The organism is Bacillus sp. VA13, assembly GCF_055710085.1.
Window position 1 is genome coordinate 253,632 of the sequence record NZ_JBVQPP010000005.1, and the last position, 13,764, is coordinate 267,395.

16 protein-coding genes are annotated in these 13,764 nt (G+C 44.5%); 10 read left to right on the forward strand and 6 right to left on the reverse strand.

Annotated features, from left to right (window positions below; all coding sequences use genetic code 11):
• Positions 1–69 precede the first annotated feature (69 nt).
• On the reverse strand, positions 70–1,278 hold the full coding sequence (locus tag AC0C66_RS18880) for a multidrug efflux MFS transporter (protein ID WP_222593570.1): 1,209 nt from the start codon (positions 1,276–1,278) through the stop codon (positions 70–72).
• Between AC0C66_RS18880 and AC0C66_RS18885 the strand changes: the two genes are divergently transcribed.
• Together AC0C66_RS18885 and kapD are read left to right on the forward strand one after the other, a co-directional pair.
• Positions 1,181–1,384, forward strand: a complete 204-nt coding sequence (locus AC0C66_RS18885; protein WP_041521190.1) for a hypothetical protein — start codon at positions 1,181–1,183, stop codon at positions 1,382–1,384. The two genes, AC0C66_RS18880 and AC0C66_RS18885, sit on opposite strands and share 98 nt — an antisense overlap.
• Before the next feature lie 75 nt (positions 1,385–1,459).
• On the forward strand, positions 1,460–2,077 hold the full coding sequence (gene kapD / locus AC0C66_RS18890; RefSeq protein ID WP_014114965.1) for a 3'-5' exonuclease KapD: 618 nt from the start codon (positions 1,460–1,462) through the stop codon (positions 2,075–2,077).
• A gap of 26 nt (positions 2,078–2,103) precedes the next feature.
• Here the strand turns inward: kapD and kapB are convergent, their stop codons facing one another.
• From kapB to patB, 3 genes are all read right to left on the reverse strand, one after another.
• Positions 2,104–2,490, reverse strand: coding sequence for a kinase-associated lipoprotein KapB (kapB, locus tag AC0C66_RS18895; RefSeq protein ID WP_061188042.1), 387 nt, complete (start codon positions 2,488–2,490; stop codon positions 2,104–2,106).
• A gap of 45 nt (positions 2,491–2,535) precedes the next feature.
• Positions 2,536–3,822: a sporulation sensor histidine kinase KinB gene (kinB, locus tag AC0C66_RS18900; RefSeq protein WP_090557178.1), complete on the reverse strand. Its 1,287-nt coding sequence runs from the start codon at positions 3,820–3,822 to the stop codon at positions 2,536–2,538.
• 128 nt (positions 3,823–3,950) lie between these two features.
• Positions 3,951–5,114 (reverse strand): cystathionine beta-lyase PatB, encoded by a 1,164-nt coding sequence (gene patB / locus AC0C66_RS18905; protein ID WP_461845897.1) that lies wholly within the window; start codon positions 5,112–5,114, stop codon positions 3,951–3,953.
• An 86-nt stretch (positions 5,115–5,200) separates the two neighbouring features.
• On the opposite strand from patB, the gene AC0C66_RS18910 reads away from it, so the two are divergent.
• Positions 5,201–5,461 (forward strand): YugE family protein, encoded by a 261-nt coding sequence (locus tag AC0C66_RS18910; RefSeq protein WP_014114961.1) that lies wholly within the window; start codon positions 5,201–5,203, stop codon positions 5,459–5,461.
• 27 nt (positions 5,462–5,488) lie between these two features.
• Here the strand turns inward: AC0C66_RS18910 and AC0C66_RS18915 are convergent, their stop codons facing one another.
• A complete protein-coding gene (locus AC0C66_RS18915; RefSeq protein ID WP_014114960.1) occupies positions 5,489–6,310 on the reverse strand; it encodes an alpha/beta fold hydrolase in 822 nt (273 codons plus the stop codon).
• 148 nt (positions 6,311–6,458) lie between these two features.
• On the opposite strand from AC0C66_RS18915, the gene AC0C66_RS18920 reads away from it, so the two are divergent.
• The 3 genes from AC0C66_RS18920 to yugI all read left to right on the forward strand — a co-directional run bounded on the left by AC0C66_RS18920 (position 6,459) and on the right by yugI (position 8,714).
• On the forward strand, positions 6,459–6,959 hold the full coding sequence (locus AC0C66_RS18920; RefSeq protein WP_003220765.1) for an Lrp/AsnC family transcriptional regulator: 501 nt from the start codon (positions 6,459–6,461) through the stop codon (positions 6,957–6,959).
• A complete protein-coding gene (locus AC0C66_RS18925; protein ID WP_014114958.1) occupies positions 6,960–8,120 on the forward strand; it encodes an aminotransferase in 1,161 nt (386 codons plus the stop codon). It abuts the gene before it with no gap.
• A gap of 201 nt (positions 8,121–8,321) precedes the next feature.
• A complete protein-coding gene (gene yugI / locus AC0C66_RS18930; protein WP_003228864.1) occupies positions 8,322–8,714 on the forward strand; it encodes a S1 domain-containing post-transcriptional regulator GSP13 in 393 nt (130 codons plus the stop codon).
• A gap of 205 nt (positions 8,715–8,919) precedes the next feature.
• Here yugI and AC0C66_RS18935 read toward each other — a convergent pair whose 3' ends face one another.
• Entirely contained in the window at positions 8,920–9,156 is a 237-nt protein-coding gene (locus AC0C66_RS18935; protein ID WP_003220771.1) for a DUF378 domain-containing protein, read from the reverse strand.
• A gap of 230 nt (positions 9,157–9,386) precedes the next feature.
• Between AC0C66_RS18935 and AC0C66_RS18940 the strand changes: the two genes are divergently transcribed.
• From AC0C66_RS18940 to AC0C66_RS18955, 4 genes are all read left to right on the forward strand, one after another.
• The gene (locus AC0C66_RS18940; RefSeq protein WP_461845898.1) at positions 9,387–10,550 is read left to right on the forward strand and encodes an iron-containing alcohol dehydrogenase; all 1,164 of its coding nucleotides are present in this window, start codon (positions 9,387–9,389) and stop codon (positions 10,548–10,550) included.
• 103 nt (positions 10,551–10,653) lie between these two features.
• Complete coding sequence (locus AC0C66_RS18945) at positions 10,654–11,826, forward strand: iron-containing alcohol dehydrogenase (protein WP_072182186.1); 1,173 nt, start codon at positions 10,654–10,656, stop codon at positions 11,824–11,826.
• 111 nt (positions 11,827–11,937) lie between these two features.
• The gene (locus tag AC0C66_RS18950) at positions 11,938–13,290 is read left to right on the forward strand and encodes a glucose-6-phosphate isomerase (RefSeq protein ID WP_003220778.1); all 1,353 of its coding nucleotides are present in this window, start codon (positions 11,938–11,940) and stop codon (positions 13,288–13,290) included.
• Positions 13,291–13,349: 59 nt separating this feature from the next.
• Positions 13,350–13,721, forward strand: coding sequence for a hypothetical protein (locus AC0C66_RS18955; RefSeq protein ID WP_088679795.1), 372 nt, complete (start codon positions 13,350–13,352; stop codon positions 13,719–13,721).
• Positions 13,722–13,764: the final 43 nt, after the last annotated feature.

Genomic DNA, 13,764 nt, shown 5'->3' on the forward strand with positions numbered 1-13,764 from the left:
CATATCGTACCATTCTTTTGAGTTTACGAGAAGGTTAAATTTAGAAGATTCCTCAGTTTTTTCTGAGAATCAGCTTGCTTTGGCATAAGAATCTTTCCGGAATTTCTGCATGATCCAAAGCATGCAGGCGCCGGCGAAAAAGAGAAACGCTGTGACATAAAAGGCGGCTGAAATTGTAAAATGGCTCGATATGATTCCGCCCAGAAGAGGCCCGAGCACGTTTCCTAAAAAGCGAAAGCTGACATTGTAGCCGAGTACTTCTCCTTGAATGCTGCCGGGAGCCTGAACGCGAATCGCTGCCGTGATGCATGGCAGCAAACCGCCCATCGCCATTCCGAATAAAAATCTGAAAACAAGGAGCACGTTGAGTGAGGACGCGAGCGCCTGCGGAATAAAAAAGAAAGAGGCGGCAAGTAAAAGTCCGATTAAAATGCGGCGGTGGCCGTAGCGGTCGCCCAGATCACCCCATTTTCTAGCCAGCAGCAAACTTCCGAGTCCAGTTGCTGAAAATGCCATGCCGGAGAAAAAGGCCAGGTTGACAGGTCCGTGCAGCTCATTTACATATAAAGCGAGCAGCGGCTGGATACTGAAATTGCCTGTTTGAATCAGCATGGTTAACAGCATCATGACCCAAAGCGCCGGCTGGTGAAAAATATAGGAGAGCACTTCTTTTCTCGTGTAAGACGTACGTTTGGCTGTCTTCTCTGCAAGGGGTTTTTCTTTGACACCGAATAACACGAGAAGAACAGATAAGAAAATCACAAAGGATGTGATAAAAAAGGTATACGTAAAGCCGAAATTATCAGCAAGCATGCCTCCCAAAAGCGGGCCGAACAAGCTTCCGGACACTTGCCCCATTTGCAGCGTGCCGAGTGTTTTACCGGCTGAGCTCTTCGGAGTCTGTGCCGAAATCATCGCAAGAGATGTCGGGATGAATCCGGTTACAAGCCCCATTGCCATACGCAGAAAAAACAATTGGTACACCGATGTAACAAAGCCCATTAATAAAATGCTGAGGGCTATGCCCGTTCCGGTTGCCATAAGAATTTTCTTGTATCCGCGTTTGTCTCCGAACCGCCCCCAAAACGGGGATACCAAAAACGCCATGAGAAATGTAATGCCGAACACATAGCCGCTCCACCTTTGCACAAAGCCGTTTGAAAAAGTGCTGAGCGTCTCAATATATAAGGAGAGAAAAGGAACGATCATCGTTGTGCTGGCAGAGACAAAAAAGTTGGCCAGCCACACAATGACAAAGTTTTTCTTACGGATAGAAATAACATCACCTTCTTATTATTTCGGGTTCCTTACTAATTATAAAGAAACGATTCACAATTTAAAAGAAACAAAGCGGCTGGGAAAATTCATTATTTTTAGAAAATGAAGAAAGGTCGAGAAGGGAAATAGATATACTATAAAGATAGCATTTTCTGATCGGAGGAAAGGCAGGTGTAAAAAGGTGACGACAAACAGCTTACTCATTATTGATTTCGAATTTACGATGCCCGAAGGAAAGTACAGCCCGCAAAACTTTTTCCCGGAAATCATTGAAGCAGGAATTGTAAAGTCGGTTGATGATGAAGTAGTTGAGACGTTTTCTAGCTATATCAAACCGAAAAAATTCCCGAAGCTGACGAAACGCTGTAAATCATTTTTAAAAATAACACAAAAGCAGGTAGACGAGGGGATGAGGTTCGAAGATTTTATCCGTAAACTAAACGAGCTTGATCCTGAGAAAAACAGCACGATTATTACGTGGGGAAACATGGACATGAAAGTTCTGAAGCAAAATTGTATGTTTAACCATATTCCTTTCCCATTTAAAGGAGAAATGAGAGATTTATCGCTTGAATACAAAAACTTTTTTGGAGACCGCACGCTCACGGGTTTATGGAAAGCTGCCGAAGAGTATGGAGATACCGGAACCGGCACCCATCATAAAGCGCTTGATGACGCCCTCACTGCTTATAAGCTTTTTAAGCTTGTCGAGCAGGATAAGCAGTATCTCGAAAAGCCAAAACCTCCGACAATCGGCGAAAGAATCGATTTATCGGAACTGTTCAAGCGCGCAACATAAAAAACCCAATCTTTTGTCAGACTGGGCTATGGCCGGTTAAAATATTCTTTTTCTAAAACGTCCAGATTATTCAGGGAGCGCTTTGCCCACTCCGAACCATCCTCATTCAATTTGGCTCTCAGTTGTGCTGCCGCCTCCCGAAGAGACTCGGTATAATCCGGCACTTCACCGTCATATGGCTTCACCATATGATGGGGGATATTGGTCTGTTCGCCGTATGCGAGCGCTTTTCTCTCATGAAAAAAAGGCACATCAGCCTGTTTTGGATGATGAAGGTCTCCTTGAGTGGGATGGGTGAGAACCGCTTTGATTTTCACTAAATAATGCTGTGGCCTGCAAGCAGTAATTTCTCCTATGTATACACCTGTTTTGTAAAATCCTTTAACGATAGAGCCAGTTTCAAACGTGCTCATCTTTCATCACCTCGCATTTATTCTATAAAAGTTCCAATCGATTTGCTAGTGAGGAAGATCAGCGGGAAGCTTAATTGTCACCGTGGTGCCTCTTTGGAAGCTGCTGTTAAAAGAAATGGTCCCGTGATGATGTTCAATAATTGAAAAGGTCACAGTAAGCCCGAGTCCCGTTCCGTTCGTTTTTAATGAGTAATAAGGTTCGCCGAGTTTTTGCATTTGATTGTCTGTCATGCCGACTCCATTATCTGAGATGTTAATCGTAATCGTATGGCCGCTTCTTTTGGCTGATATGTGGATCAACCCCTTCCCGTGGGGAACGGCTTCAATGCTGTTTTTCATCAGGTTGATGACAGCCTGCTTCAGCTTTGTTGCATCTCCGTATATAAAAAGGTCCGGCTCTGCTTCAGCCTCGACGGTTACAGACTTGTAATTGGCATACGACACCATAAGGGAGCTTGTCTCTTTGATAAGAGCTGATAAATCAAAGACCTCTTTTTCGTACAATTGCTGTTTGGCCATATCGAGATAGTTTGTAATAATGTCTTGCGCCCGATCAAGCTCTGACAGTACAAGCTTTTTGTAATCCGCACTCGACTTGTTCTGAAGGGTTTCGTCATTAAAAAGCAGCTGGACAAACCCGCGGACAACTGTCAGTGGATTCCTGACTTCATGAGCGACGCTCGCTGCCAGTTCACTCACAATCGTCATTTTTTCTGAATGGATAAGCTGTGAACGCAGGGCGATATTTTCGGCGATGCTTTCTATAATATAGATGCTTAAAAGAAGAACGCTGGAGCGGAACAGCCCTGAGACAGCTGCCTCAAAAAGTAAAATTCCTGATTTTTGAAAATTTAAAATATTCAAGGCGGAAAAAATCCAGCTGGAGGCGAAAAATAAGAAGATCTCCAAGCAGCTGATCAACAAAGACAGCAGCAGTTTTTTCGCTTTGGACATGAATGGCCATTTTTTCTGAAATAAGATTGGGATGATGATAAGAAAAGGCAGCAAAGTGAAAACAAACATTGCGGAAGGTTCGTAAAACAGCAGTTCAAAACATAAGACAGCTGCGGCGACTGTAAGGCCGGAAGCAGTACTAATGTAAAATAAACAAATGATAACGGGAATCATCTGAAGGCCGTATTGTATGTAGTCCATTTCATGAATAGGGAATATAATGCATAAAACAGAGGCGCCGCAGGCGAATAACGTGACCAACCCGCTGTTTATTTTGGGCACAAGGATCGCCGGCTTTCCAAGCCAAAACACTTGGTAGAGAAGAATAGGAAACAAAATAAAGCAGATATGCAGGAGATAGTCTTTTAGAATTTCCATTCGTGTGAAATCCTTTCGTATAAAATATGAATCTATTATAACACTAAATATTAGAAGTAAAATATAAAATTCCTTTATAAAGAACGCCTTTACGAATGTAGACGTAAAGGCGTTTAACAGGCTATATTTTACGCTAAGGCTGCTTTGATGCGGCGCAGGCCGTCCTGCAAGGTTGCGAGAGAGCATCCCGCGTTCAGGCGCATAAATCCTTCTCCGCCAGGCCCGTATTTCGTTCCGGGCTCTAAAATAACTTTTCCTTTTTTCAGCATCCTTTGCTGAAGCTCCGCGTCGGACAAGCCGTAAGCGCTGAAGTCGAGCCAGATCAGGTAAGATGCGTCCGGCTTCATCATTTTGACTTTCGGCAGCTCGGTGCTCAAAAAGGCTTCAGCTTCGTTCATGTTTTTCTCAAGGTAAGAGATCAATTCATCGAGCCATGGTCCGCCTTTTGAGTAAGCAGCTTCGATCGCTGTGACGGCAAATGCGTTCAGTCCACCTAAACCATTGCGCTGCAAGCTTGCGGAAAACTTGGCGCGCTTCAGCCGGTCCGGAATAATGATGGCCGACGCCTGCAATCCGGCGATATTAAATGTTTTGCTTGGTGCAGCACATGTCACAGATATCTCCGCGAAATCGTCAGAGAGAGAAGCGAACGGCGTGTGTTTATGTCCGTACAGCATGAGGTCGGAATGGATTTCATCCGACACAACTGTAACCCCATGCTCAAGACACAATTCGCCGAGCTTCAGTAAATCTTCCCGTCCCCATGAACGTCCTGAAGGGTTATGAGGATTGCATAAAATAAACAATTTGACGCTTGGATCACAAAGCTTCGTCTCCAAATCTTCAAAATCCATTGCATACGTGCCGTCTTTTTTTTGCAGCGGATTATGTAAAATGCGCCGGCCGTTTTTCTCAATCATATGGTAAAAAGGTGTATAAACAGGAGGCTGGACAACCACTTGGTCTTCAGGCTCTGTAAAAGCTTGTACCGCCATGCCCAAAGCTGTGACAACGCCCGGGCTGAATGTGATGCTTTCTGGGTTCACCTTCCAGCCGTGCCTGTTTTGCATCCATCCGCACACAGCATCCTTCGTTTTTTGATCTGGAGCCGTATAACCGAAAATCCCGTGGTCAAGGCGCACTTTTAATGCTTCAGTTATCGCTTCCGGCGCGCGAAAATCCATATCCGCCACCCACATCGGGAGTGCGTCTGTCACGCCGAATAATTCGCCTGCTTTGTCCCATTTGACCGATTGGGTGCCAAGGCGTTCTTCTCGTTTATCAAAGTTCATTCTGTTACCCCCTCATGTATGTTTATTCTTCTTAACGTAACTATGATAAAATTGAACTGCAAATTTTATTATAAGCGGTGATAAATATGGAAGAAAGTCAAGCGGTCAGGGAAATGATCAAGATCATTGCCAAATGGGACCCGTTTAAATATGGAGAAGAGTTTTACGAAACGGAGGCTGTTGATGTCGTGCAGGCTGTCTATGATGAAGACGATCCCGACGTGCTGGCAAAAAGCATTCAGCATATATTTGAAGCTTCTTTTGAACAAACGCTGCCGATTGACAGTTGCCGGGAAGTGGCTGGCCAGCTTTTATTCATTAAAGACAGCAGCTCCTGCACGCCTTAAAAAACCGGTTCAGCACCGGTTTTTTTGTTATTTGATAAACTCTGCAATGTGTTCGGAAACGAATTCAGGCCGTTCCTCAGGCACCAGATGTCCAGTCTGACCTAGTGAGTACAGCACGGAATCGGGCAAATCTCCGTGCAGCCGTTTACCAATCTCCACAGGGACGATTCGGTCCTCCTCGCCCCAAATCAATAAAGCAGGCTTGTTCATTTTCTTTAATTGCTCGGGTTCTAAATCTCCTTCTCTATGACGGATAAACCTTGTCATGGCTTTGAAAATCTGCTCGTCTTGAAACGGCCTGCCATAGCCGTCAATCATTTCTTCATCGATCAGCGATTTGTCATGCACAACATTTAATAAATTTTTCATCACGCCTTCTTTCGAAAGCCAGCGCTTGATATAAAGATGAAAATACGGGAGGTGGGTCCCGAAAATGATCGATGGGTGCGAACGTTTTAAATACCCTGAACTGCAAAGCAGCACAACCTTTGAAAAAAGCTCCGGCTTTTGGAGAGCAGCGGCCAGCGAAATCTGTCCGCCCATAGAATGGCCGACAAGCGCAGCCTGCTTGACTTGCAAGTGTTCCAAAATCCCAATGACAAGCTTAGCGAGGTTTTGATAGGTATAGATAAAAGTTCTTGATTTTTCAGATTGGCCGAAAGGAGGCAGATCAAGCGCGATGATGTCGTACCTGTCCCGAAGGAGAGGGATGACTTTTCTGAAGCTGAAAGCAGACGATAAAAAACCATGTATGCAAACCAGCGTGTGCCTGCCCGGATTTTGATAATGTTCGTAGTATACATTTACGCCATCGACTGTAAGCCGCCTTGTTGGTGAAACCGCCTCCATTCTATGTCACTCCCTTTCATGTGATGTCTGTATTGTGCCCTGAAATTGTCAATTCTAGCGGAAGTTTCTCCTCGTTTTTTCTTAGCATTCGTCAAAAAACGTGATATAATGTCATGAGATTTCTTGACATTGCAAAGGTGTGAATCGAATGAAATTGACAGAAAAAGAAACAGAAATATTAGAAATTTTAGACGAAAACAGCCGCGCCGATTTAGAAACAATCGCAAAGATGGCGGGTATCCCTGTAAATGAAGTACAAACAATTATTGACAAGCTGGAAAAAGAAAAGGTTATCATCGATTATTCCGCTATGATTGACTGGCGAAAAGTCGACGGACATGAAGGCGTCACAGCCATGATTGACGTTAAAGTAACGCCGAAGCGGGGAGTCGGTTTTGATGAAGTGGCGGAACGGATTTACCGGTTCCAAGAGGTTGAATCAGTTTACCTGATGTCAGGCGTGTACGATTTGTCTGTCGTGATTCGCGGCAATTCGATGTCTGACGTAGCGCGTTTTGTTTCAGATAAACTATCCACGCTTGATTCAGTTGTATCTACGACAACCCATTTTATCCTGAAAAAATACAAGCATGACGGCAAAGTGTTTGAAACAGGAGACGACGACAAAAGAATCGTGGTGTCACCGTAAATGACTTCGTATTTATCTGACTATGTACAACAAATAAAGCCGTCCGGCATCCGCAAATTCTTTGATTTGGCGGCAACGATGGAAGGCGTCATTTCTTTAGGCGTCGGCGAACCTGATTTTGTTACCGCATGGAATGTCCGCGAAGCAAGCATTCTCTCCCTTGAACAAGGATATACGTCATACACTGCAAATGCCGGCTTATACTCATTGCGAGAAGAAATCAGCCGTTATTTGAGCAGCAGGTTTGACCTTAGCTATTCGCCAGACAATGAACTGATTGTGACAGTAGGAGCAAGTCAAGCTTTGGATATTGCGATCCGCGCCATTGTGAATCCAGGTGAGGAAGTCATCATTCCTGAGCCGTGTTTTGTGGCGTACGATGCGCTTGTTTCCTTGGCAGGAGGCATCCCGGTTCACGTTCATACAACGGCAGACAAAGGATTTAAAGCAACGGCTGCGGATTTTGAAGCGGCAGTCACTGAAAAAACAAAAGCCATTCTCATCTGCTCGCCATCGAATCCGACAGGTTCGGTTTATTCGAAGGAAGAGCTGAATGAGATTGCTGAGTTTGCCAAAAAACATGATGTCATCGTCTTAGCCGACGAGATCTACGCGGAGCTGACATATGATGAGGAATTTACAAGCATAGCGGCTTTACCGGGAATGAAGGAACGGACGGTTGTCATCTCAGGTTTTTCAAAAGCGTTTGCGATGACGGGCTGGAGGCTCGGTTTTGCCGCAGCACCACCTGTGCTTCGGGATGCAATGCTTAAAATTCACCAGTATGCGATGATGTGCGCGCCGGCAATGGCGCAGTTTGCCGCCCTTGAAGGCTTGAAGAACGGCATGGAAGACGTAGAAAAAATGAAAAAAAGCTACCGAAGAAGACGGAATTTGTTTGTGGAAACGCTCAATGAAATCGGCCTCAGCTGTCATCATCCGGGCGGCGCTTTCTATGCTTTTCCATCCATCAAAAGCACGGGAATGAGCTCGGAGCAGTTTGCCGAAGAGCTTCTGACGCAGGAAAAAGTGGCTGTTGTTCCGGGAAGTGTGTTTGGTCCGAGCGGTGAAGGGTATATCCGCTGTTCATACGCAACCTCGATCGAACAGCTTCAAGAAGCGTTAGTCAGAATGAAACGCTTCCTGCATAAAACAACATAAAAAAAGATACGAACCTTTTGTTCGCATCCAATAAAAGGGGGGAATACTAGAAAGCCTTTGGTATTTTCAGTTTACCCCCTTTTTGCTGTGCATAAACCTGATTTTTTAATAAAAAGTTTTCTTTGCGGAAATAAGACATGTGTGATATAATTTTAAATTGCGTATAAACAGATATTTAATTTAACTTAGGAGTTGTTATGAATGGCAGCAAAATTTGAAGTGGGCAGTGTTTACACTGGTAAAGTTACAGGATTACAAGCGTATGGTGCGTTTGTTGCATTAGATGAAGAAACTCAAGGTTTAGTACACATTTCTGAAGTGACTCACGGTTTCGTAAAAGATATCAACGAGCACCTTTCAGTTGGCGACGAAGTACAAGTAAAAGTACTTGCTGTTGATGAAGAAAAAGGAAAAATCAGCCTTTCAATTCGTGCGACACAAGCTGCGCCTGAGAAAAAAGAAAGCAAACCAAGAAAACCTAAAGCTGCGCAAGTAAGCGAAGAAGCTTCTACACCACAAGGTTTCAACACATTAAAAGATAAGCTTGAAGAGTGGATCGAAATGTCCAACCGCAAAGACCTTATCAAAAAATAAGCATGAAAAAAGCACCGGGCAGGAATGTCCGGTGCTTTTGTTTCTTTTTTCAGCGTGATTGAAAACCTTTGAAGTCTAGGAAGGGCGAGCATTGGAGCACAGCGAATGTACAATTCGTGAGCACCGACGCACAGACCTGACAACGAATGCGAAGGTTTGTCAACTCGCTGAAGCACCGGACAGGAATGTTCGGTGCTTTTTTATCCTATCGCATTTCAGGATTTGCTGCCTCTTCACGTGATCTTTCCTCGTTTGGTTTAAACAGCAGACCGAGGTTGATTAAGCCGGCGATTCCGACAAGTCCGTAAATGATGCGGGAAAGGGCTGACCCTTGGCCGCCGAAGATGGCCGCTACTAAGTCAAATTGGAAAAATCCGATCAGTCCCCAGTTAATAGCGCCAATGATCGTTAAAACAAGACAAATTCTTTGGATGGTACTCATGTTTTGCAACCTCCTCCATGAATTATTAAAACAGTTATAGATTGTGACATATTGGAGAATCTATACATGCATTCTCCATATTGAGGGAAACAGGTCTGCCCTCACCTATATCAGTTTCTTTCCCAGCATCTTGCCATATAAAACCATGCCATATGTTGGCCGGTGAGAGCTGATTGCTTTACATGTAGTGAGGACATTCTGCATAATAAAAAATCTAAGGAGGAGATGTCATGCAAAACTTTACATACTGGAATCCGACCAAATTAATTTTCGGGCGCGGAGAAGTGGAAAGACTGCCAGAGGAACTCAAACCGTACGGGAAAAACGTATTGCTTGTCTACGGAGGCGGAAGCATTAAACGCAGCGGCCTGTATGACCAAGTGATTGAACAGCTGAATAAAGCCGGAGTGACCGTGCATGAATTAGCAGGTGTAGAACCGAATCCGCGTGTGTCGACTGTTAATAAGGGTGTTGCCATCTGCAAAGAACATAACATTGGTTTCTTGCTGGCTGTCGGCGGCGGAAGTGTCATCGACTGTACAAAAGCGATTGCCGCAGGAGCGAAGTATGATGGTGATGCGTGGGATATCGTCACGAAAAAACATCAGCCGAAGGATGCTTTGCCATTCGGAACCGTATTGACTCTTGCTGCAACTGGTTCTGAAATGAACTCAGGCTCGGTTATTACAAACTGGGAAACAAAAGAAAAATACGGCTGGGGCAGCCCGCTCGTATTCCCTAAATTCTCGATTCTTGATCCGGTGAATACGTTCACCGTTCCTAAAAATCACACGATCTATGGTATGGTTGACATGATGAGCCACGTATTCGAACAATACTTCCATCATGTATCAAACACGCCGTATCAGGACCGTATGTGTGAATCACTTCTGCGCACAGTCATTGAAACAGCGCCTAAGCTGATCAATGATCTCGAAAATTACGAATTGCGTGAGACGATCCTGTACACAGGAACAATTGCATTAAACGGCATGCTTTCTATGGGTGCAAGAGGGGATTGGGCAACTCATAATATTGAACATGCAGTATCAGCCGTTTATGATATTCCTCATGCCGGCGGACTGGCGATTCTGTTCCCGAACTGGATGAGACACACATTGTCTGAAAACCCTGCCCGCATGAAACAGCTTGCAGTTCGCGTGTTTGGAGTAGAAGAAGCTGGTAAAACAGATGAGGAAATCGCACTTGAAGGTATCGATAAGCTGTCTGCGTTCTGGACAAGCCTTGGCGCTCCGAATCGTCTTGCTGATTATGATATCAATGATGAGCAGCTTGACACAATTGCTGACAAGGCTATGGCGAACGGTACATTCGGCCAATTTAAATCGCTCAACAAAGAAGATGTGCTTGCCATTTTGAAAGCATCTCTATAAAAAAAGGGGAAACAGCCGTTTGGCTGCTTCCCTTTTTCTTTTTGCCTGCTTATGTTACAATGGAAAATCTGTTTTTTTACCAGCATTATTTGGAGGTTTTACAATGGAAAATTTCACTTATTATAATCCGACGAAGCTGATCTTCGGAAAAGGTCAGATTGAACATTTAAGAAAAGAATTAAAACAATACGGCAAGAAGGTGCTGCTTGTCTACGGAGGCGGCAGCATTAAACGCAACGGTCTCTATGATCAAGTTACAGGCATTTTAAAAGAAGAAGGCGCTATTGTTCATGAGCTGTCAGGTGTAGAGCCGAACCCGCGTCTTGCAACAGTGGAAAAAGGCATAGCCCTATGCAGAGAGCATGACATTGATTTTCTGCTTGCTGTCGGCGGCGGAAGTGTCATTGACTGCACAAAAGCGATTGCTGCCGGCGTCAAATACGACGGCGACGCTTGGGATATTTTCAGCAAAAAAGTAACAGCAGAAGATGCGCTGCCGTTCGGCACTGTTTTAACTCTTGCTGCGACAGGTTCTGAAATGAACCCTGATTCCGTAATTACAAACTGGGAAACAAACGAGAAATATGTTTGGGGCAGCAATGTGACTCATCCGCGTTTCTCGATTTTAGATCCTGAAAATACGTTCACTGTTCCAGAAAATCAAACAGTATACGGCATGGTTGACATGATGAGCCACGTATTTGAACAATACTTCCATAATGTTGAAAATACGCCGCTTCAGGACAGAATGTGTTTTGCGGTTCTGCAGACGGTCATCGAAACAGCTCCTAAGCTTCTTGAAGGCCTGGAAAACTACGAACATCGTGAAACGATTTTGTATGCAGGTACAATCGCTTTAAACGGCACGCTCCAAATGGGCTACTTCGGCGACTGGGCTTCTCATACAATGGAACACGCTGTTTCAGCTGTGTATGATATTCCGCATGCGGGCGGACTGGCGATTCTGTTCCCGAACTGGATGAGATACACGCTTGATACAAATGTCGGCCGCTTTAAAAACCTCATGCTCAACATGTTTGACATTGATACTGAAGGCAAAACAGATAAAGAAATTGCGCTTGAAGGCATAGACAAGCTGTCTGCATTCTGGACAAGCCTCGGCGCGCCTTCCCGACTTGCCGATTACAATATCGGAGAAGAAAAGCTTGAGCTGATTGCTGATATCGCAGCCAAAGAAATGGAACACGGCGGCTTCGGCAACTTCCAAAAACTGAACAAAGATGACGTGCTCGCCATCCTTCGCGCGTCTCTATAAACCCAGAGGGCGGAATACAGTCATTCCGCCCTTTCTTCTTGACTTGATTTCACAGATAAGTTCATATAAAGTGAAAGATGAAAACATTATACCGTTATGGAGGGACAAGCAATGACGCATGTACGCTTTGACTACTCAAAAGCGTTGACTTTCTTCAACGAACATGAACTTACATACCTGCGGGACTTTGTAAAAACAGCACACCATAATATTCATGAAAAAACAGGCGCGGGCAGCGATTTTCTAGGCTGGGTGGACCTCCCTGAACATTATGATAAAGAAGAATTCGCGCGCATTAAAAAAAGCGCGGAAAAAATCAAATCTGATTCTGATGTATTGCTTGTTGTCGGCATCGGCGGTTCTTACCTTGGGGCGCGGGCTGCGATTGAAGCGCTTAATCACGCGTTTTACAACACTTTGCCAAAAGCAAAACGCGGCAATCCGCAAGTTATTTTCATCGGAAACAACATCAGTTCATCTTATATGAGAGATGTCATGGATCTTCTTGAAGATGTTGACTTCTCTATTAATGTGATTTCTAAATCAGGTACGACAACTGAACCTGCAATCGCTTTCCGTATTTTCCGCAAGCTTCTTGAAGAGAAATACGGCAAAGAAGAAGCGAAAGCGCGGATTTACGCGACAACTGATAAAGAGCGCGGCGCATTAAAAACGCTATCTAACGAAGAAGGCTTCGAATCATTTGTCATTCCTGATGATGTCGGCGGCCGTTATTCTGTATTAACAGCTGTAGGCCTCTTGCCGATTGCTGTCAGCGGCGTCAACATTGACGACATGATGAAAGGCGCACTGGATGCGAGCAAAGATTTTGCAACATCTGAATTGGAAGAAAACCCTGCATACCAATATGCGGTCGTTCGCAATGTGCTTTATAATAAGGGCAAAACAATCGAAATGCTCATTAACTATGAACCGGCGCTACAATACTTTGCAGAATGGTGGAAGCAGCTGTTCGGAGAAAGTGAAGGGAAAGATGAGAAGGGCATTTATCCTTCTTCAGCTAACTATTCAACAGACCTTCATTCATTAGGCCAGTATGTACAAGAAGGCCGCAGAGATTTATTCGAAACGGTACTGAATGTAGAGAAACCTAAACATGAGCTGACAATCGAGGAAGCGGATAACGATCTTGACGGCTTAAACTATTTAGCCGGAAAAACGGTAGATTTCGTTAACAAGAAAGCGTTCCAGGGCACGATGCTTGCTCATACAGACGGAAATGTTCCGAACTTAATCGTCAACATTCCTGAGCTGAATGCATATACTTTTGGATACCTTGTATACTTCTTCGAAAAAGCCTGCGCGATGAGCGGTTATCTCCTTGGCGTCAATCCGTTTGACCAGCCTGGAGTAGAGGCATATAAAGTCAATATGTTTGCATTGCTTGGCAAACCTGGCTTTGAAGAGAAAAAAGCTGAGCTCGAAAAACGTCTGGAAGATTAATGTGAGAAAGCTGACTGGCATTTGCCGGTCGGCCTTTTTATAAAATCAGAAAGGTGCTGATGTTCATGAAACAAATGGTTAAGCATCTCATCATTGCCGGTTTTTCTGCGGCTGTTCTAAGTATCCTCATCTCCTTCGATGCCGTGTATACAGAGTTTTCTTCAAACTTTGGCGGCACGTTATCACACTTCTTCATCCACGCCTTTCTTCTTATTGGTTTGCCGCTTGCGCTTTTTACCGATGCGGTACACCGGATGATGAAGTTAAAACGATCTCATACTCTTTTCACTAAATTAGGACTCTATGCCGCAGTTGTTTATGTTTCATGGGAATCTGCTGCAGGGCTTGCAGCGGCAATGGCTGTTTACTTTTTAATTGAATGCGCTTTCTTTTCTGTTAGCCGCACCAAAGAAACAACGATTTCCATGTAGTGCGCCTCTGAATGAAGTCTTGTTCGGCAGGACAGGATAAGTG

What these genes read in the sequence shown, in the direction of transcription:
- AC0C66_RS18945 (WP_072182186.1), top strand. Translation starts at nt 10,654, where the DNA reads ATGGAAAATTTCACTTATTATAATCCGACGAAGCTGATCTTCGGAAAA.
- yugI (WP_003228864.1), top strand. Translation starts at nt 8,322, where the DNA reads ATGGCAGCAAAATTTGAAGTGGGCAGTGTTTACACTGGTAAAGTTACA.
- AC0C66_RS18925 (WP_014114958.1), top strand. Translation starts at nt 6,960, where the DNA reads ATGACTTCGTATTTATCTGACTATGTACAACAAATAAAGCCGTCCGGC.
- AC0C66_RS18920 (WP_003220765.1), top strand. Translation starts at nt 6,459, where the DNA reads ATGAAATTGACAGAAAAAGAAACAGAAATATTAGAAATTTTAGACGAA.
- AC0C66_RS18955 (WP_088679795.1), top strand. Translation starts at nt 13,350, where the DNA reads ATGTTCATGAAACAAATGGTTAAGCATCTCATCATTGCCGGTTTTTCT.
- kapB (WP_061188042.1), bottom strand. Translation starts at nt 2,490, where the DNA reads ATGAGCACGTTTGAAACTGGCTCTATCGTTAAAGGATTTTACAAAACA.
- AC0C66_RS18935 (WP_003220771.1), bottom strand. Translation starts at nt 9,156, where the DNA reads ATGAGTACCATCCAAAGAATTTGTCTTGTTTTAACGATCATTGGCGCT.
- AC0C66_RS18915 (WP_014114960.1), bottom strand. Translation starts at nt 6,310, where the DNA reads ATGGAGGCGGTTTCACCAACAAGGCGGCTTACAGTCGATGGCGTAAAT.
- patB (WP_461845897.1), bottom strand. Translation starts at nt 5,114, where the DNA reads ATGAACTTTGATAAACGAGAAGAACGCCTTGGCACCCAATCGGTCAAA.
- kinB (WP_090557178.1), bottom strand. Translation starts at nt 3,822, where the DNA reads ATGGAAATTCTAAAAGACTATCTCCTGCATATCTGCTTTATTTTGTTT.
- AC0C66_RS18910 (WP_014114961.1), top strand. Translation starts at nt 5,201, where the DNA reads ATGGAAGAAAGTCAAGCGGTCAGGGAAATGATCAAGATCATTGCCAAA.
- AC0C66_RS18940 (WP_461845898.1), top strand. Translation starts at nt 9,387, where the DNA reads ATGCAAAACTTTACATACTGGAATCCGACCAAATTAATTTTCGGGCGC.
- AC0C66_RS18950 (WP_003220778.1), top strand. Translation starts at nt 11,938, where the DNA reads ATGACGCATGTACGCTTTGACTACTCAAAAGCGTTGACTTTCTTCAAC.